This is a genomic window from Arcobacter sp., assembly GCF_050300555.1.
GTDB lineage: Bacteria > Campylobacterota > Campylobacteria > Campylobacterales > Arcobacteraceae > Arcobacter.
The window spans coordinates 119,145-139,427 of record NZ_JBNKXY010000005.1 but is presented as its reverse complement, the minus strand read 5'-3'; the positions used below and the strand labels follow the sequence as shown (position 1 = coordinate 139,427).

The following is a 20,283-nucleotide window of genomic DNA, read 5'->3' as shown; positions in this document are numbered from 1 at the left end:
AATGAAAGAATTAATTGAAAAAATAGAAAATAGAGAAGAGTTTTTCTTAAAAATTTTAAAAAAATTTCTAAGAAAAAATGTTAATGATTTACAAATAAATGAAATAAAAAGTAAAAATATAACATATGTTTTTCTATTTTCTGCAGAAAATCAAACAGTTATAATTGATGGAGTTTTTAACGACGGCTTAAATCCTATCCTAAATGCTGAAACTTTAGTAAAAAAAATAAATAAGAAACTCAACTTAAATCATGAAGAAATGCTTAACATCGCATACATAGGTTCTTATGTCGATAATCTCAATTATTTAAATTTAAGAGAATTTAAATTTAAAAGTTTCAAAAATTTAAATCCTAGTGGAATAGATTTCAATAGGATAATGAAACTCTCAAAAATTCAAGTCGAAAAAATAATAAAAGGAGAAAAAAATGTCTAGTAAAAGAATAGCTGTATTGCTTAGGCTTAGAGATTTAAGACTAAATGAAACGGAAAAGCAAGTCGAAAAATATAAAGAATTTTTGTTCAATAATCAAAAAAAACAAGTCAAAAATTATAATGATTTCTTGCTTTTGCAAAAATCATTAAAATCAAAAAATATAAAACCTAGTTTCATAAATCAATTAAAGAAAGATTTTGAAAATTTAGAAACACTTAAAAATGAAGAAAAATCAGAAATAATTGAAAAAGAAATTGAAAAAAATAAGAAAAAAATTGATGAAAATATAGAAAAATTCAAGAATTCAAAAAATGAAAAAGAGAAAGAAAAAATATTTGATTCTCTTGAACAGGATATATTCGAACTCACTAGACTTGTTGAAGATTTAAAAAAAGAAAATAAACAACTAAGAAAAGAACTAGAATTGCTGATTGAGAAGGAACAAAAAGGGATAGAAAAAAATAACTATGAAAAAGAAAATAAAACTCTTCAAGAAAAAATCGAGCAAATTAAAAATAAAACTTTAAGTTCAAAAAATGAGTTTGAAAATTTAAAAACTGAAAAAACTGAAAATAAAATTACATATTTTCAGAAAAATGAAATAAATGAAAAGGAAAAATAATAATGAATAATGATGATATACAAATTTATTTTTTTTTCTGCTCTGTCGCTATTATTATCTATTTTTTTCATGGCTCTCTTTTACGGGGCAAATCTTTAACAGGTTTTCAAAGAAATTCCAGAACTAATTTGATTTTCAAACAAATATTTATAATCACAATTTGTATAGGGTTTGCATTTATGTTTGATTTTTTCGGTATTTTTATCTTTGAAGTTCTTAATATTGGTACTTTTACACAAGAAAATTTTATTTTGGGAATATTTGTTTTTTTAACTTTTTTAATTCTGATTGTCAATTATTTTTATGATAAAAAACTATCAGAAAAAGATGAAAGAGTTGTAAATATCAAGCAAGAATCAGTATTTGATAATATAAAAGCAAAAGAAAAAATTGTAAAAAAAATTATCAATTACGCACATTATTTTAATGGAATTGAGTATGAAAAATCTCAAAAAGATTATTCTGTCTTAAATGTTAATATCAAAATAAATAAAGATGAGATGATTAAATTTACAAAAATTCAAAATAGTGTAATTGAAGTTACCCCATTTTATGTCAATTTGATTGGCTACTTAAACTCAAAATCAGAAAATTTTGGGTTTAAAAAAATTGAGCAAATACAAATAGATGACTTAAAGAAAATAAAAGAATTGAAATATTTAATCTTAAATAAATTTACGGTTATGAAGCAGAAACATTATTTTGCATCAATTTCTCAACTTTATCAAGTTGCTTCAAATATTGATGAAATGGAATTCTTAAGTTTTCTTAATGATTTTCCACATGGTAAATATTCAAGCCTAAGTTTGCGACATGCTATTTTTTATGTTAAGGAGAAATAATTATGCAAAATATAGATAACGGAGAAATAAGAGTTAATTCTTTTACAAAAATAGATAGAAGTGAAGATTTACTTATTGAAGATTTATATTCTTCTTATTTTATGTTCGGTTTAGTTTTAATTATCTTTGGATTTCTAAGTAAAATTTATTTTATTTCTTTTGCTTATTTTCTTTATTTCTTAAGTTTTAAATTTCAAAAAAATTTATACAAAAATAAAAACAAAGAAAAAATTGTAAAAAATATAAATTTAATTTCAAATGATAATTTGAAAAACAAATACGCTGTACATCTTGGGACACTTGTGTCTAAGCATTGTAAAGATGCAGAAAAATTAAGCTTATTAAACAAAATTAAAAAATTTATCGGTCTTAATTATGAAATTGAAAAAATAATACAATCTCAAATATTAACATCATCAAAAATTAATTCTATTACTCCCGTCTTAATTGATGACACTATGTTACGGGAACATTGTGCCTTAGTCGCAACTAGTGGTGGTGGAAAAACCGAACTTTTGCTAAATGCATATATTGATTCCAGTGTTAAACGAGGAGCAGGAATATTCGCAGTTTTTGGTAAAGCTGATAATGTTGTATTACAGAGAGTACAATCTATCGCCACTAAATATAATAGATTGTCAGATGTAATTATATACGACTTCAACGAAAATAAAGAGGGAAAAACTAATTCAAATTCACTTAATATCTTTGAGTTGGGAAAATCAAAAAATATAATCACAATGCTCACAAATATTGGTGATTTTGAAAATGATAGTTGGGGGAAAAATGCAAAAGCATATTTGTCGCAAATCTTAAAAGTTGTTCTCACATTGAGAGATGCAGATTTTTTTATTGATGTCTTTAAAATTGATGAAATATACAATTCAGATGATAAATTTGAGTGCTACAAAAGAAACATAAAAAAGCTTGATTATTTTGGATTCTCAAAACTAATATCTGGAATGACCCCAAGGCTGTAGACACTTTTTTATTCAGTTAACACCTTAGGTTGAGTAACAAATTCATTATATCTTTTCTCAAATTCATTTGGACTTATAAAATCTAAAAAACTATGTCTTCTTTTTGAATTATAAAACATCTCAATATACTCAAATATTTTATCTCTTGCTTGCTCTCTTGTGTGAAAGATATTTTTCCTAACTAATTCTCTTTTTAATGTTTTAAAAAAACTTTCTGCAACTGCATTATCATAGCAATTTCCTCTTCTACTCATACTAGGAATAATATTATGAGATTTTAAAAAAGTTCTATATTCATAAGAGCTATATTGACTCCCTTGATCTGAGTGAAGAATTATCTTATTGTTTTTAATTCTATGAGTTGTTTTTCTCAAAGCTTCTATAATAAGTGAAGTTGATTGTCTATGTCCCGTTGCCCATCCTATTACTTTTCTTGAGTATAAATCAATAACAGTTGCAAGATATAACCATCCTTCATAAGTTCTAATATAGGTTATATCGCTAACCCATGATTCATTAGGTTTATTTGTTAAAAAACATTGTTTTAAATGATTTGGATGTGCTTTATGAATTGAGCCAGCTTTATACTTAGGTTTTCTTTTGTATGTACCTAATCCAAATAGTTTAGCTTCTTTCATAAGTCTAGCTACTCTTTTTTTATTTACATGAATATTTGAAGCTTTTAAATCTTTATGAATATTTCTATAACCATAAATCCCATTAGCTTCTTTATATGCAGTTTTAATATGCTCTAAGAGCTTTTGATTTTCTTTTTCAAGGTTTGATATAGGTTGTTCTAGCCATTTATAATATCCACTGTGATGAACTCTCATCACAGTGCACATTCTTCTAACTCTAAATATAGAAGAGTACTCTTTAATAAATGCGTACTTTAATTTGGCTGGCTTGCAAAGTACGCTGCGGCCTTTTTTAATATATCTCTTTCTTCAGTAACTCTTTTTAGTTCTTTTTGTAGCCTTTTTATCTCTGCATTTGAACTTTCTGATATTTTTGCTTCTGCTAAAGCTTCTGGTGATTGATATTTTTTTATCCAATTTCTTAGTGAATCATGATGAACTCCAAGTCGTTCCGCTGTTTCCATAACTCCATATCCATTTTCTACAACTTGTTTTACTGCATCCATTCTAAATTCATCTGTATATCTTGGTGGCATTTCTATTCCTTTATATTTTCAAGATGATTTTATCATCTATATTCATAAATTAACGGAATAAATTTTTGTCTATATTTTTGGGGTCATTCCAAATAAAGTGACTTTTCTAGTATATTTATCAATATTTTCTTCACTATATATTTTTAAATAGGTAGGGTCTAAACCATCTTTTTTTATTATATTTCTTAGTCTTATTTTAAGATCTCTATCTTCAGTAAGGAAGATAACATTTTCATGATTCTGAATATGATTTAAAATACATTTTATAAATTCAGGGTCTGCATAAGCTTTTTTATTTGAACTTACTTCTAATCCTTCGATAACTAAAAGTTCTAACTCTTGAAGTTTTTCAATATTATAAAATGCTCTTCTAGCACCATATGCTTTAGTATCATTTTCTGACTTCTTTAAATTATAGATTTCTTGATACTGAATTTCAGGCATTATAAGCTTAAACTCTAATTGTTTTATAGATTTAGGATTAGATATCATGTATTCAAACAAAGGAGTAAATGTTTTTTCCATATAAATATTAGAATCAAAATAAACTATATCATTTTTAAACCTTTTAATAAACTTTTCTGAATCAAGTACTGTTTCTGTTATTTGTTCACTACCCATTGAAAAAGCATCAAATTTTTCATTACTACTAGTTATATCTAGTGTTGAAAGTACAAAATCAAATATACCCATTTTAAATTCCTTTATTAATATTCTACTGTCCAATTACCTTTATCTGTAACAACTTCTACTTTGATAAGATTACAACTTGCTGAATACCCAGCAGTTGCTTTTTGACCATAATTTAATTTCTTTGGAAATTCTCTTTGTCTATGTGCTGACATTCTACAATTACCATTATTGGCAATTACATCTTTAATTGTAACGGTATCAACTACAGCTGTTACTTCTACTATTGGTACAGATACATATCCAATAAAACTGTTGCCAGTTAATTTTTTTACTTCAACTCTCACAGGTGGCTTTTCTGGTTCACTACTACATCCAATAAAATTAACTAATAGTATCAATACAAATAAATTTAAAATTATTTTTCTCATTTTACTCCTTGAACAATCTATAGACGAGTCGTCTATATACAATTGATTGAAAATTCTACTTAAACTAAGATTATAGTAAAGTTAACCAATAGGAAATTAACCATGTTTACATCAAATGTTGATGATGAAGAAATTAAAAACTTTTATCAAACTATTTCTAAAAATGTAAAAAAGTATAGAATTGAAAAGAAGATGAGTCAACTAGAATTAGCTTTAACTATAGGACAGAAAGGCAATGCTTTTTATAATTATGCAGAAAACAATACAGATAATAAACACTTTAATTTAGAACACTTGTACAAAATTTCAAAAGCACTTGAAGTTGATATAAATGAGTTTTTAAAAGAGTAATATAATTGAAACCATTCAGAATTAATCATTTTCTTCTGACATATTTAAATATATTATTATCAATACTTTTCATTAATACTTAAATCATGTACAAGCATATTACCATCAATAATTTCATGCCTAATAATCCTACCGTTTTTTACCACTTCTTTATCTTTGTATTCTCCAAAGCGGTCATTGCTTATTATATAACAGAAAGTATCATTGGAAGCGATATCAAGTATTGTTTCATCTGCAAGCTGTTTAGATGCAACAATATGAGTTTTAATTTTTTCACTAAATTGTTTGTTAATACTTTTATCATTTGTATTTAGCATAGATCTAATGGCAGAATCAAAAACAACAATAATTTGATAATTTCTTTCAAGTTCTAATGTTAATGTAATCAATGGTTTCAAACCTACAAATTTACTTCCTTCATAACATAGGTTATTACCATCAATAATAATTTTATGTATTTCTCTTATTGCTTTTTCACTTACAATAGAAGCTCTTGTTTTTGCTTTGTCTAAATCTCTTTGTAGTTTTTTTAAAAAATTTTCCGATTCTCTAATTATTTTTTTAGGACTACTATCTCCTAAATCATTTTCACAATTTTCATGTATTTTTCGTTTTTCATAAGAGTTTTTTGCATTATCTAAAGCATTTTCAAAAGATTGAGCACTACTTTCTCTTTTTTGAATTATTGATATGTCTTTTTCCAGATCTTCTATTTGAGAAAGAATAGGCTCTAGTTTCTTGTCTACTTTTATCTTTAATTCATAAATAGATTTAATTTCCTCTTCTAGGAAAACTATTTTATTATTAGATTCAGTTAATTTGTCATTTATATTTTCTCTATTAAAATGAGTGTATGTATGAATATCACTTTTGTATTGCTTTATTAATTCATCTACTTTAGATACTTCTCTTTCTATTTTAGTTCTGCTTATTATTTCTGAACTCCATTCTTTATCAAGTTTTTTAAGTCTTTTTCTTCTCATCCTCTGTTCTTCATTAAACCAATTAAGTGGATTCAAGAGAGTTTTTTTATATTTTCTATGGATGTATATTGTTGATTTAATATCATCTATCTTATTATTAATAGTATCAATTTTTTTTTGAAGGTTATTTTTATCTTCTTCTTTATTTTTTAATTCAAAATGTAAATTGCTAATGTCTGTAGTATCAAACCAATGTAGTTGTTCTAAAAGTTTTTTGTTTTCTAAGGTTTTATCTTCAAGTAACTGTTTTAAATTATCATATTCATTACTATAAGGGTTGTAATTCATAAAGTTTTAGTCCTTATTATAAAATTTATCTATTGAAATATTCTTTTCCCTATTTTATATGTATTCTTTATATCTAGATTATACATAATAGTCACATAAATTATTTTTAAATAAATGATACTCTAATATTCGAAAGTTTAACAACCTCTATGTTTTGGAACTTTGTCTAAGTATCGAAATAAATTTGTGTTTACTGTTTCGGGGTCATTCCACTTTATCTTTATAATCAATTAATCCTATACCATTATTTCTATACTTATTTTGATTACAATTATGATAACTTCCCTTTCCTTTTGTAATTTCATTCTCCCAATATTTTCCAATTTGATTTGCTTTATAAACATCTTTTTGAACTTTTTGTCCATCATAAATAAAAATTGCATGAATATGAAAACCTTTATCTTCTGTATATTCTTGTTTAATTATATATCCTACATTATCTTTAAATATTAATGGCTTTGTACGTCTATTTCTGAATAAGTGATTCAAATCTTGATTTAAATCTTCAATAGATTTCTCATTACTATGTGGTTTTATATATCCAAAATCTTCTCTTATAAAATTTAATTTTGAATAATTTTCATATAATGAATCTATATACTTTACTGTACTATTTATTCTCTTCTTAACTATTTTATTTTTTAACATTTTTTATCCTTTAATTTTTTCTCAATTAAAAGATATATATAAAATATTTTTTATCTCTAGAGTTATAATCTAATACAAAAAGTTAACTATATTTAATTGATTAATTTAATAATATTAATAACCTAAAATCATTATCTAAGATAAAGATACACATAAAATTTAATCTATAAAGGATATAAGGTAATTTTGATTTTTTATAATATACAAAGTTAGGAATAAAAATAGAATACTTAAAAACTAATACAATTAGTTTTAATTTCCGTAAATCCAAGTATTTAAAGTAGCTTCATCAATTTCTAAAGCCTCTGCTACTATTTTTATTTTAACTTTTAATTTTAATAACCTTTTAGCAATACTAATTTTTTCTAAAAAAAGATTTGGTATGGTTTGAACTCTTGCTTGTTTATAGGGAACTAATTTATAACCTCTAAATGATTTTTTATTAATTAAATCAGTAAAATAAAATCCTAAATGATTATTATTTAAGCCTTTAAAACTATACGGTTGACTCTTTATTTTTAATTCTTCTCTATAGAAATTTCCTATTGATGTTGCTTTAGCATTTAAATCAAAAAAAGCAAGTCTATATAAAATAATTGATAATCTAGAAGAAAATATATATTTAAATTCAAATAAATTAAGATCTTCTTCAATTAAATTTAATAATTCAATATTATTCTTAGCAATATAACTAGTTTCCTCTATTAATAAATTAATATTAATATTAAAAACATTACCATATTTACATAGTACGTTTTCTATAGAATTTTTAATTCTTATTATTTCTTTTTTCTTTAAACATTCAATTATTTCAAATAAATCAATATTTATTTGAATAGCTTTTCCTTTTTCATAATCTAAAAAATTAGATAAAGAATTTTGAATAATATATGTAGGTCTATTAAAATTTGTAAATAAATCCCTATTATTTACTATCAATATAATTGTACTATTTTTATCTTTTTTTATCTTTTTAATTGTTTCTTCTTTTTCATAATTTAGGTTACTAGATAAGTTATAAAGTAAAAACTTATTTCTTTTAGCAAAATCATCTATTTGACTAACTATTTTATTCTTATCAATACTGTTAACACTTATACTTGATAAATATATTAAATATATTGGTTTCATTTTATAATTCTCCATCAATAGACAAATACACCATAAATAGGTATTTAAAGATATTATTTAAAAATTTCATACTACTATTATACAATAAAATTACATGTTATATACAAGTTATTACTAGTATTTATTTAATAAATATATAAATTTTACAATATTAAATATAAATTATACTAGTTATATATTAATTAAATTAAATATAATTATTTTATTTTCTATAATAATTATTCTACTCATTTACAATATATTTGTTATTTTCAACTATATCTATGTAATTATTTTCATCTAAATCGAACTTTCTAATTTTAGTCTCTTCAACTTCCCATTAAATTAAAATCTGTTTATTATCTAAAGGAACATAAATTATTTTTACATTATCCTTTAAAGAAAGAATTGTATCTTTATCTAAACAGTTTATAGGAATGATTAAATCATTTGCTTTTTATCCACAAATGTATGGTGCATCTAAATTAACACCTGATGAACAAAATAACGTTGTAGAAAAAGCTGTTCAGATGATAATAAAACAATATAGTTAAATATTTATTATTTGGAATGTCCTCAAGACTAAAGACACTAAATTATTCAGTTGCACCTTTAGTTAAACAACATCCTATAATCGCATTATCTTTTTGTATTATCATTTTATTTTCTACATCAAAATTCAGAATCTTAATACTTCATATAGTATAATCATGAAACACAAGGAAATACTAAATGAAAAGATATTATCATTTCATTTTGATTCTCCCTCTAAGACTTCCAAAAAAAAATTTTCTTAATATTTTGCATAGATTAATACCTATTTTACAATCTCATTAAATATACTAAGTGCCCTACTCGCTTGATCTTTACTTTTATTTGCATATCTAGCTTCTGTTATTGCAATACTACTATGCCCTAAAAGTACACTAATATCAGCAATAGGTACTTTATTTTGAACAAGTGTAGTTGCTAACATATGCCTTATATCATGTAGCCGTAATTTAGGTAATCCCATAGCTTTAAGAAGATTCTGAAAATGTACTCGTGGAGTTTCTTTAGTATACTTAAAAAGCTTTTTATCTGTTAAACTCTTTGATAAATCAATATTATTCAATCTTGCTTGACTTTTAATTGCATCTAATAAATAATCATCAAGATTAAAAATGAGCTCTTTTTTACCTTTTGCAGTCGTAGAAGGTACTTTAAAAGTTTTTGTATCTAGATTGATGTCAGTGTATTTTAACTGTAATACCTCATTTATTCTTCTTCCAGAAAGTAAAAAAGTAAATATATTTTTAATTTCTTCAAATGAATAAAATACACTATCTCCTATGTTTGTACCACTATAGTTTCTCATTGCATGTATTATTCTTTTTGTGTCATCAAGACTTAAAGTATAATCTACCTTATTATCAACATGAGGTAAAGACAATTCATCCCATTCACTAATAATAGGTGCTTTATGTTTTACAAAAAAAGCTCTTATTGTTCTAGCATATAACACTACAGTTGCTGGTGCTCTATTATTAGACAACATATCATTTATAATTTTTTGAATATCATCAATTGTAATTTCTGAAATCGCTTTTTCATGAAGTGTTTTAGAATGAGTTTCTAATGCAGTAATATAGTTTTGAATCGTTGAAGGTCTTGCAGATATTGATTTAGTTTCTAGAAAAGTTTCAACTTTATCTAAAAAAGTTTCACTTATTTCAATTTTTGTTTGAGATTCAATAGCCTTTTTTTGTTTTCTTAGAGTTCCATGATTTTTTAAAATTTCTCTTATCTCTGTTCTTTGACTAGCAACATATTCTAAAGCTTTTAAAAATGTTATCTTTTTACTTTCAAAAGTAAAAGTTTTTTTTCCTCTTTTATTTTCAACTTTAGTTCTTAATTGAATTTTAAATCTTTTACCAATTACTTTATTAGCTTCCTGAATTGAAGTGATTTTTTTTAAATCAGCTTCAGATTCTAAAAACATACCCTTACAATCTTTATTAGATATTTCTATACCAATATAATTAATCATTTTAAGCCTTTTAAAAAGTACCTTTAAAAAATAAGGTGTACTTTTTAGTGCACCTTAAAGTGCACTTTTTTATAGAAAAATATAATTTAGTATAACAATTTATAGTTTTATTATTTCTTATACATACTATATAAAGGTCTATTTTTAGGATATGTAATAATTTATAATATTTTCTCTTGACCAATTCTATAAAGTGCGAAATCGTACTTTATAGGGTCATTTTTATCAAACTCTTTTAGCTTTGTTGTAAGCAAATAAGAAGCATATAAATCGCAATTTTTCCTTTGTATTAGCCCTAGTTTATTTGACACATTAAAAGTGTGAGTATCAAGTGGCATTAGTAAGTCTTCACTTCGTACCCCTTTCCACAATCCCATATCTAAGTTATCTTTTCGCACCATCCATCTAAGATACATAAACCATCTTTTATAAGCAGCATTTCCTATAAGTTTTATTTTATTTTCTTTATCTCTTTTAAAATTTGAGCCAAGTAAGAATTTATAACCTTGAGAAGTGTAAGGATTTTCGTCATTAATCTTATTTATTAAATAATCTATCCCTTCACAAATATCATTATTAACTAAATATTTTTCTAAAAAAAGTTCATTTAAAGTTGTCTGTTTTTTTAGTCTTGATAAAGCTATAAAAAACTCTTGTATATCTTTACTATTTTGAAATCTATAATAAATGTTTTTAAGAGTTTTTCTAATAAGTTTTTCATCTTCATCCAAAAGTGAAAAATCCAAACTATCTAAAAACTTTATTATTAAAGAGGCTTTTCCATAGGCAAATAAAGCACAAATAAGTGAGATATACTCGTCATTGTATCTTTTTGCTATAAATAAGGGATCTGGTCGCTCTTGGGTTAATTCACATTCATTATTTCTACTATTAACTTCCATATCAAGTAAATTTTTTAGTTCAAGCTCTTTTTTATTCATATGTTTCTTTGTAGTAAAATCTTTTTCGTTATAATATCATCTTAAAAAATAATTTAGGTTAAAAATGGCAAATATATTAATAACAGGTTGTTCATCAGGTATAGGTTTAGAAACGGCAAAACTTCTTAAAGAAAAAGGTTACAAAGTATATGCAACTGCACGAAAAAAAGAAAATGTTCTTATGTTGCAAGAGTTGGATTTTATTGCTTATAAATTAGATGTAACTAATCATATAGAAATAGCCGAAGTCTTAGAAAAAATCATAAAACTTGATAAGACTTTAGATGCAGTATTTAACAATGCAGGATATGGTCAACCAGGAGCTGTTGAAGATTTATCAACTGAAACATTAAAAGAACAATTTGAAACTAACTTTTTTGGTCTGCATGAAGTTACAATTCAAGCCATGAGAATCTTTAGGGAACAAGGATATGGAAAAATTATCCAACATAGCTCAGTTTTGGGAATCATATCTTTAAAATTTAGAGGTGCTTATAATGCTAGTAAATATGCTATTGAAGGAATAAGTGACACTTTAAGACAAGAAGTAATAAATGATAATATATACATAAGTACAATAAATACAGGTCCAGTAACAAGTAAATTTAGAGAAAATGCACTTAAAAAATTTAACGAACATATCAATATAAAAGATAGCTATTTTAGAACCATATATGAAAAAGAATTAAAAACTAGACTAGAGAATAAAGAAGATACTACACCTTTTAACTTGCCTGCAAGTAGCGTTGCAAAAGTTGTCTTAAAAATAATGAAAAGTAAAAAACCAAAACCTAGATATTATGTAACAATTGCAACTTATATCTTAGGTTTTGCAAAAAGAGTTTTAAGTACTAATTTACTTGATAAATTATTAAATAAAATTTAAAACAAAGTGTGCTCAATAAGTATTTTTAATCCAATACCTATGAGTACTACTCCTCCAAGTTTTTCAGCTTTATCTTCTAAAAAACTTCCACCTTTTGAACCTATTACAACTCCAATATAACTAAATATAAAAGTAACAACACCTATAATTATCATAGAAAGATATGGATCTAATTTTAGTAAATTAAGCGTAAATCCAGCAGCCATAGCATCAATACTTGTAGCAATAGCTAAAATAAGAAGAACTTTATTTGTAATAACACTTATTTCTTCTTCTGTATTTTCACCAAAACTTTCATAAAGCATCTTTCCACCAATCAAAGCTAACAAAATAAATGCAACCCAATGGTCAATTGATTCTATTAAACTACCAACACCCAAACTTGCTAAATGCCCTATAAATGGCATTAGAGCTTGAAATATCCCAAAAAACAATGCTGCTTTAACAGCTAAACTTACATCAAACTTTTTTTTCTTTACACCAAGTCCAATAGATACTGCAAACGCATCCATAGATAAAGCAAAAGCTAGTAATAAAACTTCTATCAAAAATTAACCCTTTTGTATCTCTTTTGTATTTATTTGTGATTGTAAAAAATCACTTATTTGCATCAAACAAAATGTGACTATAAATATCATCAAACCAGGGAAAAAACTCACCCACCAAGCTATATCAAGTACAGCTTTTCCATCACTTAATAAACTTCCCCAAGACATTTCAGGAGAATTTACTCCAAGTCCTAAAAATGACAATCCAGACTCAGCTAAAATTGCTCCACCTACTCCAAAAGTAAATGAGATAAGAAAAATAGGTGCTAAAAGTGGCGTAAAATATTTAAATATGATTTTAAAGCTACTTACATTGGCAAGTTTTAAAACCTTTATGTATGGCTTTGTACCTATAGAAAAACTTTCACTTCTTATCATTCTTGCCATTCCCATCCAACCTGTAATAGAAATAACAATAATCAAAATAAGTGATGAAGCTTGAATATAAGAAACCAAGGCAAGCAATAAAAAAAATGTAGGGAAAGTTAAAAATAAATCAATAATAATAGTAATAGTTTTATCGATATTCCCCTTTAAATATCCAGCATTGATACCAATAAATAGTCCTATTAAAGAAGATATAGCAGCACTAAGAAATCCAATAATTAACGATGTTTGCCCACCATTTAAAATTCGTGCGAATATATCTCTACCTAATCTATCCGTTCCCATTATATGCTCCATACTAGGAACTTGTAAAATTTTGCTTGGGTTTAATTCATAAGGGGAAACTGTATAAAAAAATGGCATTAAAAAAATAATAGCAACAAAAAAAGCTAAAATATAAAATGCCATTTTTCCCATAATTTATGCTAGCCTAAAGTATGTAAGTGTAGTTTTACCAAACTTTTTAGACTTATATTTTTCAAATTTACCTAAAATATCTGGTACTTCCACCGTAGAAACATGTTCAAAACAAATCATTAAAATATTTTCATTTTCAATATTTCTAACAAGTTCAAATGACTTTTCATAAATATCTTCCATCCCCTCTCTATAATCAAAAGGTGGATCTATATAAACTATCAACTCTTCAGTAGAATTTTTTAGTGAATTCAACAAAATTGGTAATTGCACAAAAGTATCACCTAACATTGTTTGACATTTATTTATATCTATTGATTTACAATTATTTACTAAAATATTATATGAATTTTTATTTAATTCAATAAAATAAGATTTTTTCACATCCCTAGAAACTGCTTCAAGTCCAATACTTCCACTTCCAGCAAAAGCCTCTATGAATACTTTGTCAATAATATCAAATTGAAGAACATTAAAAAATGACTCTTTAACCCTTGCTTTTGAACTTCTTGTAACATCTAAAGATGGAAGTTCTATTTTCTTACCTTTGTATTTTCCTGCGATAATTTGTGTTGTTAATATATTCTTTTTCATTACTCTTCTACTAATTTTTTGTAATTATAGTTAAAAGTTGTTGAGGGTTCGATTTTAAGAAAATATTTTTTTCATCTTCTCAAATAAAATAATATTATAAGTTATTTACAATAATAAATTTTAGATTAAATCCAAAAAAATAGTTAATTTTAAATATAAAAAGCATTTAAAAATTACAATTATTAGTATAAAATAGTTTTAAAAACTAAAAGGATACGAAATGTATATTGACAATAACAATCATGGCAGTACCTTAATTACAGCAAATTCAAGAGATAATCATAATCAAAATAGTGAAAAAAATAGACCCATGGACAGTAAAGGCAAGGATAAATTTATTGAGGTATTAGAAGATACGAGAAGTGAGAAAGAAGTTATCGAAAATATGAGAAATCTTGTTGAAAATATTACATCAATGATAAAAACTGGAATGTCAAAAGATGAAATAGAAGCATTAGAAAATGCAATAAAAAGAATAAAAGAAGAAATAGAGAAAAAAAATTATGATAAAAAGAAAATTGAACAAATGATGGAAGATCTTGAAAAAGCTATAAATTATTATAAAAATAGAATGGCAGGTGGTTCTATTTTAAATAATGATTCAAAAAAAGAGAAAGAAAAAACTAATAAAACCGATGAAACAAATGAAACTCTAGAATTAGCAATAAAAAACTATAAGGATATAAATTCAGAAAAAAAAGATAAGAGTTCTGATAATAAAAATAGTGATACCTTTATAGAAAAAATTATCTCAAAATTAGATAATTTTATTGATGATGTAACTAAATTGAAAAATGGTACTAATAAATTTCTTTCATCACAGTTATATACTAAATCAGAAATATTAGAAGAAATAATAAAATTTAATAACAAATAACTTTTTGTACTAATTTTCTGTTATAATGTAAAATTAATATGAAATATTGGATTAAAGATGAATATACCAAAACTTATATATGGAACTGCATGGAAAAAAGAAGAGACTACTAGATTAGTTGAACTTGCAGTAAAAAGTGGGTTTAGGGCTATTGATACGGCATGCCAACCTAGACATTATAATGAAAAAGGCGTAGGTGATGCTTTACAAAATCTTTATGCACAAGGTTTTAAAAGAGAAGAGATATTTTTAGAAACAAAGTTTACTCCCAAAGATGGACAAGACTTAAATAATATTCCATATAATCCAAATGATTCTTTAGAAAAACAAGTTTTAGACTCATTTGATGTAAGTTTAAAAAATCTTCAAACTTCATATTTAGATTCTTATATTTTACATTCTCCTATTTTTCCTTTTAATCACATGATGAAAGTTTGGAAGATTTTTGAAAGTTTTTATGAAAAAGGAAAAACAAAAAATATTGGAATAAGTAATTGTTATGATATAAGAGTTTTAAAAGCTTTATATAAAGAAGCAAAAATAAAACCAACAATTTTACAAAATAGATTTTATAAAGATAGTGACTATGATAAAGAAATAAGAGTTTTTTGTAAAGAAAACAACATCAAATATCTTGGATTTTGGACTCTTAGTGCTAATTTGCATATTTTAGGCTCTAAAGAAATTATAAATTTAGCAAGACAATACAAAAAAACACAAGCACAAATATTTTATAGATTTCTTACTCAAATAGAAATTACACCATTAAATGGAACAACTTCACATGAACATATGATTGAAGATTTGGATATTTTTTCCTTTGAATTATCAAATAATGAAATAGAAGAAATATCAACTCTTTTAAACTAATATTTTAAAAATATTATACATATTAATATTTAGTTAATTTTTATTTATTACAATTCCAGTTCAAATTATAGAAAGGAATTTTATGAATAGAACATTAGCAACTTCACTTACTACAACAATGTTTTTAGTAATAGGAATAAGTGGGATAATGATGTTTTTCCATTTTTTTAGTAATGAAGTTAAAAGTTTACATGAGTATTTAGGATTAGTTTTTGTTGGTGCAGTATTTTTGCATGTATTTTATAATTTTAAAGCAATGAAAAACTATTTTACAAAAAGAGTATTTATTGGCACTTTACTTTTTACAGTTATTTTAAGTGGTGGATTTATACTACAAAGTTCTACTGAAAAAAACAATCCAAAGGGTAAAATTATTCAATCAGTGCTAAAAGCACCCCTTGAAAATTCATTTTTGATTTTAAACATAACAAATGCTAAAGAAAAATTAGAAAAAGAAAATTTAAAATATGTAGAAACAGCAAATATAGAAGAACTAGCTAAATTAAATAAAATTAGTCCCTTTGAAATTGTTAATATTTTGACAAGATAGAGAAACTCTATCTTGCGTAAGATTCAGCTCTTAATTCTCTTATAACATTTACTTTTATTTCACCAGGATATTGAACTTTTTGCTCAATCTCTTCGGCGATTTCTGTTGCAAGTAAAACGGCTTCATCATCATTTACTAATTCAGCTTTTACTATTACTCTTACTTCTCGTCCTGCATTAATAGCATAAGCATTTATAACACCTCGTTTAGAAGTAGAGATATTTTCAACCTCTTCTACTCTTTTTAAGAAACTCTCTAATACTTCTCTTCGTGCACCTGGTCTGGCTGCACTTAAAGCATCTGCAGCACATACTGCAGCACTTTCTACATTTATAGGTTCTTCATGTCCATGGTGAGCATAAATGGCATTTATAACAGTATCAGGTTCATCATATCTTCTACACATTTCTGCACCTAAATCCACATGTGAACCTGGTAAATCATGGGTTAAAGCTTTTCCAATATCATGTAATAATCCAGCTCGTCTTGCCAATATAGCATCTCCACCCATTTGTGCAGCTAATAATCCTGCCAAATGAGCCACTTCAAGGGTATGCTTAAGTGCATTTTGACCATATGAAGCTCTATATCTTAATCTTCCAACAAGTTTTATAAGCTCAGGGTGCATAGATTTAATTCCTAAATCCATCACAACATCTTCACCCTCTTTTAAAATATTTTTATCAAATTCTGTTTTAACTTTATTATAAATTTCTTCAATACGTGCAGGTTGGATTCTTCCATCTTCTAATAACTCTTCAATAGTTTTTGTTGCAATTGCACGTCTATAAAGATTAAATGAAGAGATTGTAATTGTATTTGGAGTATCATCAATAATAATATCGACCCCTAACAACATTTCAAGAGCTTTAATATTTCTTCCCTCTTTACCAATAATCTTACCTTTTGTTTCTTCATCATTTATAGGAATATTATTGATAAGTCTTTCTGCTGCAAACTCTCCAGCATAACGAGTAACAGCATGGGAAAGCATATTATTTACTTCTTTTTTAGCATTATCTTCTGCAAGCTTATATTTTTTTCTAAAAATAGAAGCAATTTTAGCTCTTGAATCTTCTTCTATTTTTTCAAGCATTAGCTCTCTTGCTTCATCTACTGTTAAACCAGAAGCATTTTCTAAAATTTTCAATGCTTTTGCAATCTTCTCTTCATAGGTTTTACTTTGTTTTTGTAATCCCTCTTTAAGCGATGCTATTTTTTGATTGTTTTCAACTATTTCTTGTTTTTCTTTTTTTATAGCATTAAGTTCTGATTCTAAATGCTCATTTAACTCTTTTTCTTTTTTCTCAATTTTACAGAACATCTCATCATATTCTCTTTTGGCGTGCTTAAATTCTCTTTCGTAATCTCTTTTTGCCTTTATTTGAGCATCTTTTAAGACAACTTCAGCTTCGTGTTCTATCACTTTTGCTTTTGCTTTTGCTTGTTCTATGTAAATCTCAATTTTTGCTTTGTTTAATTTTTTCATGACAAAAAGTGTAATTGCTGAAGCAAAAATAGCAACCACAAACCCTTCTATTAGTAACATATCCATATTATGACCTTTTAGCTTTTAGCTAGAAATTATTATGTCGGCTTTAATATCGTAGTTGTCACTTAAAATTTTTGTAGTTTTACAAAGTTTTCTTTGGGTAAAAAGGATTGTAGGCTTATAATTTAAGTTATAAAAAAACCTATCATACATGCCTTTTCCAAAACCGATTCTTTTATTTGCACCATCAATTCCCACAACAGGAACCACTGCTAAATCAATTTTAGTACGAAAGAAAGAGTTATTGGGTTCTTTTATACCAAATTTTTTAGTTTTTAAAGGTAGTCTAAATTTAACTAGCTTAAAACTAAGCCCTTCCATATAAGGTACAAAAACACGAACTCTTTTTTCTCTTCGTAATCTTTTTATCAAAGGATATACATCCACTTCCAAATCAAGTGGAATATATAATAAAACATTCTTTTTTTCTAATTCACAAATAGTTTTATATATCTCATCAACTATTTTTTTATCTTTATAATTCTTTGTGAATCTACTAACAAATTTTAATTTTTTTATACACGATTTTCTAAAATCACTCTTGTGATTTTCTAACATATTTAAGCCTTACTTAGCTAAAATTCTTAGCTTCAAATATTTTACCAAAAGGAATTAAAATGCAGTTTAAAAAAATAGCATTTTTGACATTTTTTATAACAATATTTTTTGCAGCATGTGGAACAGACAATTCAAAAAATGATAAAAAAACAGAAATAGCAGAAATTAAAAACTTCAAACTTACAACAACAGAGGCTCAAACTCTAAATATAACAAAAATAGAAAATGGTTTTGTTTTTGAAGAATATAAAGGTAAAGCCGTATTGGTAAACTTTTTTGCAACTTGGTGTCAACCATGTCTTGCAGAAATTCCAAATTTAATTCATCTAAAAGAAAAATACAATAATGACTTTGAGATAGTTGCAGTGTTACTTGAGGATAATAAGAGAAATGATGTTGTTAAAGATTTTATCAATGAATACAATATTAACTATGTGGTAACAAATTCTAAACAAAATATAACTTTTTCAGATATAGTTGGTGGGGTAGAAGCAATTCCAACTATGTATTTATATGATAAACAAGGGAAACTAACACAAAATTATGTGGGAATTGTTCCTGAAGAAATGTTAAATATTGATATTCAAAAGGCGATAAAATAATGTTTAGTTTTTTTAAAAAGAACAAAAAAGAAGAAACAGTAGAAGAGAAACAGGAAAGTAAAAACTTTTTTTCAAATGCCCTATCAAAAACATTTGAAAATATAAAAGCAGTTGTTCCTCAAAAAAAAGAAAAAATTTCTTTTGAAGATATTGAAGAATTACTTATAGAAGCTGATATGGATTATTCAATCATAGAAAAAGCTATGGATGGACTTCCAGATATGATAAATAGAAAACAACTAAGACATAGACTTGTTATGTTATTTGAACATGCACCTGAAGTAAATTTAGAAAACCTACCAACACCTTTTGTACAATTAATTATTGGAGTAAATGGAGCAGGTAAAACAACTACCATAGCAAAATTAGCAAATATGTATAAAAAAGAGAACAAATCAGTTATTTTAGGAGCTGGAGATACTTTTAGAGCAGCAGCTATTGAACAACTTTCAATTTGGGCAGATAAACTAAATGTTCCAATTATAAAAACAAAACAAGGACATGACCCAAGTGCAGTTGCATTTGATACTATCTCTTCTGCCGTTGCTAAAAATATTGACCATGTTATTATTGATACAGCAGGAAGATTGCAAACTCAAACAAACCTTTCAAATGAGTTGAAAAAGATAGTAAAAGTTTGTAATAAAGCAAAAAATGGTGCTCCTCATCAAAAGCTTATGATACTAGATGGAACACAAGGAAATACAGCAATAGAGCAAGCAAAAGCTTTCCATGAAATGGTAGGCATAGATGGTATTATTGTTACAAAACTAGATGGTACGGCAAAAGGTGGAGCACTATTTTCTATCTCAAATAGACTTGAACTTCCTATTTTTTATATAGGTGTTGGTGAAACAATGAATGACTTAGTTGAGTTTAGTCCTGATAATTTTGTAGATTCATTATTAGATGAAATCTATATAGAAGAGAAATAAGAGCTAAGCTCTTATTTTCGACAAAAATATCCTTCCCTAAAT

25 protein-coding genes are annotated in these 20,283 nt (G+C 25.5%); 12 read left to right on the top strand and 13 right to left on the bottom strand.

All coding sequences use genetic code 11. From position 1 onward, the window contains the following. Position 1: 1 nt before the first annotated feature. The 4 genes from ACQY5W_RS05475 to ACQY5W_RS05460 all read left to right on the top strand — a co-directional run bounded on the left by ACQY5W_RS05475 (position 2) and on the right by ACQY5W_RS05460 (position 2,880). Positions 2 to 436, top strand: a complete 435-nt coding sequence (locus ACQY5W_RS05475) for a hypothetical protein (protein ID WP_428023943.1) — start codon at positions 2 to 4, stop codon at positions 434 to 436. Continuing rightward, positions 429 to 1,058, top strand: coding sequence for a hypothetical protein (locus ACQY5W_RS05470; RefSeq protein WP_428023942.1), 630 nt, complete (start codon positions 429 to 431; stop codon positions 1,056 to 1,058). The genes ACQY5W_RS05475 and ACQY5W_RS05470 overlap by 8 nt, the downstream gene beginning before the upstream one ends. Before the next feature lie 179 nt (positions 1,059 to 1,237). Continuing rightward, entirely contained in the window at positions 1,238 to 1,900 is a 663-nt protein-coding gene (locus tag ACQY5W_RS05465; RefSeq protein ID WP_428023941.1) for a hypothetical protein, read from the top strand. Positions 1,901 to 1,902: 2 nt separating this feature from the next. Then, positions 1,903 to 2,880: a hypothetical protein gene (locus ACQY5W_RS05460; RefSeq protein WP_428023940.1), complete on the top strand. Its 978-nt coding sequence runs from the start codon at positions 1,903 to 1,905 to the stop codon at positions 2,878 to 2,880. Between the two features lie 8 nt (positions 2,881 to 2,888). Here the strand turns inward: ACQY5W_RS05460 and ACQY5W_RS05455 are convergent. The 3 genes from ACQY5W_RS05455 to ACQY5W_RS05445 all read right to left on the bottom strand — a co-directional run bounded on the left by ACQY5W_RS05455 (position 2,889) and on the right by ACQY5W_RS05445 (position 5,115). Continuing rightward, positions 2,889 to 4,054 (bottom strand): IS3 family transposase gene (locus tag ACQY5W_RS05455; protein WP_428023939.1). Its coding sequence is split into 2 segments (ribosomal slippage): positions 2,889 to 3,814 and positions 3,814 to 4,054, totalling 1,167 coding nucleotides; the frame shifts between segments, so codons are not numbered across the junction. A gap of 69 nt (positions 4,055 to 4,123) precedes the next feature. Then, on the bottom strand, positions 4,124 to 4,747 hold the full coding sequence (locus ACQY5W_RS05450; RefSeq protein ID WP_428023938.1) for a type II toxin-antitoxin system VapC family toxin: 624 nt from the start codon (positions 4,745 to 4,747) through the stop codon (positions 4,124 to 4,126). Between the two features lie 14 nt (positions 4,748 to 4,761). After that, positions 4,762 to 5,115 (bottom strand): hypothetical protein, encoded by a 354-nt coding sequence (locus ACQY5W_RS05445; RefSeq protein ID WP_428023937.1) that lies wholly within the window; start codon positions 5,113 to 5,115, stop codon positions 4,762 to 4,764. A gap of 102 nt (positions 5,116 to 5,217) precedes the next feature. Here ACQY5W_RS05445 and ACQY5W_RS05440 point away from each other — a divergent pair, with 102 nt between their 5' ends. After that, positions 5,218 to 5,466 carry a helix-turn-helix domain-containing protein gene (locus ACQY5W_RS05440; protein WP_428023936.1) on the top strand — a complete coding sequence of 83 codons (249 nt, stop codon included), beginning with the start codon at positions 5,218 to 5,220 and terminating at the stop codon, positions 5,464 to 5,466. Between the two features lie 59 nt (positions 5,467 to 5,525). Here ACQY5W_RS05440 and ACQY5W_RS05435 read toward each other — a convergent pair whose 3' ends face one another. The 3 genes from ACQY5W_RS05435 to ACQY5W_RS05425 form a co-directional block, all read right to left on the bottom strand. Continuing rightward, entirely contained in the window at positions 5,526 to 6,737 is a 1,212-nt protein-coding gene (locus ACQY5W_RS05435) for a coiled-coil domain-containing protein (RefSeq protein WP_428023935.1), read from the bottom strand. Between the two features lie 204 nt (positions 6,738 to 6,941). Then, the gene (locus ACQY5W_RS05430; protein ID WP_428023934.1) at positions 6,942 to 7,385 is read right to left on the bottom strand and encodes a YagK/YfjJ domain-containing protein; all 444 of its coding nucleotides are present in this window, start codon (positions 7,383 to 7,385) and stop codon (positions 6,942 to 6,944) included. Positions 7,386 to 7,637: 252 nt separating this feature from the next. Then, a complete protein-coding gene (locus tag ACQY5W_RS05425) occupies positions 7,638 to 8,516 on the bottom strand; it encodes a hypothetical protein (protein ID WP_428023933.1) in 879 nt (292 codons plus the stop codon). Between the two features lie 356 nt (positions 8,517 to 8,872). Between ACQY5W_RS05425 and ACQY5W_RS05420 the strand changes: the two genes are divergently transcribed. Then, positions 8,873 to 9,049, top strand: a complete 177-nt coding sequence (locus ACQY5W_RS05420) for a TetR/AcrR family transcriptional regulator C-terminal domain-containing protein (RefSeq protein WP_428023975.1) — start codon at positions 8,873 to 8,875, stop codon at positions 9,047 to 9,049. A 263-nt stretch (positions 9,050 to 9,312) separates the two neighbouring features. On the opposite strand, the gene ACQY5W_RS05415 is transcribed toward ACQY5W_RS05420, so the two are convergent. Continuing rightward, the gene (locus ACQY5W_RS05415; protein ID WP_428023932.1) at positions 9,313 to 10,524 is read right to left on the bottom strand and encodes a tyrosine-type recombinase/integrase; all 1,212 of its coding nucleotides are present in this window, start codon (positions 10,522 to 10,524) and stop codon (positions 9,313 to 9,315) included. 161 nt (positions 10,525 to 10,685) lie between these two features. Next, positions 10,686 to 11,465, bottom strand: a complete 780-nt coding sequence (locus ACQY5W_RS05410; RefSeq protein ID WP_428023931.1) for a TIGR02757 family protein — start codon at positions 11,463 to 11,465, stop codon at positions 10,686 to 10,688. A 64-nt stretch (positions 11,466 to 11,529) separates the two neighbouring features. Here ACQY5W_RS05410 and ACQY5W_RS05405 point away from each other — a divergent pair, with 64 nt between their 5' ends. Beyond that, complete coding sequence (locus tag ACQY5W_RS05405; RefSeq protein ID WP_428023930.1) at positions 11,530 to 12,351, top strand: SDR family NAD(P)-dependent oxidoreductase; 822 nt, start codon at positions 11,530 to 11,532, stop codon at positions 12,349 to 12,351. Here ACQY5W_RS05405 and ACQY5W_RS05400 read toward each other — a convergent pair. Genes ACQY5W_RS05400 through rsmD form a run of 3 tightly spaced genes read right to left on the bottom strand, consistent with a single transcriptional unit; the run spans position 12,348 to position 14,297 of the window. Next, on the bottom strand, positions 12,348 to 12,899 hold the full coding sequence (locus ACQY5W_RS05400; protein ID WP_428023929.1) for a manganese efflux pump MntP family protein: 552 nt from the start codon (positions 12,897 to 12,899) through the stop codon (positions 12,348 to 12,350). The genes ACQY5W_RS05405 and ACQY5W_RS05400 overlap by 4 nt on opposite strands. A 3-nt stretch (positions 12,900 to 12,902) precedes the next feature. Then, complete coding sequence (locus ACQY5W_RS05395) at positions 12,903 to 13,703, bottom strand: ABC transporter permease (RefSeq protein ID WP_428023928.1); 801 nt, start codon at positions 13,701 to 13,703, stop codon at positions 12,903 to 12,905. 3 nt (positions 13,704 to 13,706) lie between these two features. Beyond that, a complete protein-coding gene (gene rsmD, locus ACQY5W_RS05390) occupies positions 13,707 to 14,297 on the bottom strand; it encodes a 16S rRNA (guanine(966)-N(2))-methyltransferase RsmD (protein ID WP_428023927.1) in 591 nt (196 codons plus the stop codon). 220 nt (positions 14,298 to 14,517) lie between these two features. Here rsmD and ACQY5W_RS05385 point away from each other — a divergent pair, with 220 nt between their 5' ends. The 3 genes from ACQY5W_RS05385 to ACQY5W_RS05375 all read left to right on the top strand — a co-directional run bounded on the left by ACQY5W_RS05385 (position 14,518) and on the right by ACQY5W_RS05375 (position 16,594). Then, positions 14,518 to 15,174 (top strand): hypothetical protein, encoded by a 657-nt coding sequence (locus ACQY5W_RS05385; protein WP_428023926.1) that lies wholly within the window; start codon positions 14,518 to 14,520, stop codon positions 15,172 to 15,174. Positions 15,175 to 15,231: 57 nt separating this feature from the next. Beyond that, on the top strand, positions 15,232 to 16,044 hold the full coding sequence (locus ACQY5W_RS05380) for an aldo/keto reductase family protein (RefSeq protein ID WP_428023925.1): 813 nt from the start codon (positions 15,232 to 15,234) through the stop codon (positions 16,042 to 16,044). 82 nt (positions 16,045 to 16,126) lie between these two features. Beyond that, complete coding sequence (locus ACQY5W_RS05375; RefSeq protein ID WP_428023924.1) at positions 16,127 to 16,594, top strand: DUF4405 domain-containing protein; 468 nt, start codon at positions 16,127 to 16,129, stop codon at positions 16,592 to 16,594. A gap of 7 nt (positions 16,595 to 16,601) precedes the next feature. On the opposite strand, the gene rny is transcribed toward ACQY5W_RS05375, so the two are convergent. Both rny and ACQY5W_RS05365 read right to left on the bottom strand, forming a co-directional pair. Further along, on the bottom strand, positions 16,602 to 18,143 hold the full coding sequence (gene rny, locus ACQY5W_RS05370) for a ribonuclease Y (RefSeq protein ID WP_428023974.1): 1,542 nt from the start codon (positions 18,141 to 18,143) through the stop codon (positions 16,602 to 16,604). A gap of 24 nt (positions 18,144 to 18,167) precedes the next feature. Then, positions 18,168 to 18,704 carry a 5-formyltetrahydrofolate cyclo-ligase gene (locus tag ACQY5W_RS05365; protein WP_428023923.1) on the bottom strand — a complete coding sequence of 179 codons (537 nt, stop codon included), beginning with the start codon at positions 18,702 to 18,704 and terminating at the stop codon, positions 18,168 to 18,170. Between the two features lie 59 nt (positions 18,705 to 18,763). On the opposite strand from ACQY5W_RS05365, the gene ACQY5W_RS05360 reads away from it, so the two are divergent. Together ACQY5W_RS05360 and ftsY are read left to right on the top strand one after the other, a co-directional pair. Continuing rightward, positions 18,764 to 19,306 carry a TlpA family protein disulfide reductase gene (locus ACQY5W_RS05360; RefSeq protein WP_428023922.1) on the top strand — a complete coding sequence of 181 codons (543 nt, stop codon included), beginning with the start codon at positions 18,764 to 18,766 and terminating at the stop codon, positions 19,304 to 19,306. Further along, positions 19,306 to 20,241 carry a signal recognition particle-docking protein FtsY gene (gene ftsY, locus ACQY5W_RS05355; RefSeq protein WP_428023921.1) on the top strand — a complete coding sequence of 312 codons (936 nt, stop codon included), beginning with the start codon at positions 19,306 to 19,308 and terminating at the stop codon, positions 20,239 to 20,241. The genes ACQY5W_RS05360 and ftsY overlap by 1 nt, the downstream gene beginning before the upstream one ends. Positions 20,242 to 20,283: the final 42 nt, after the last annotated feature.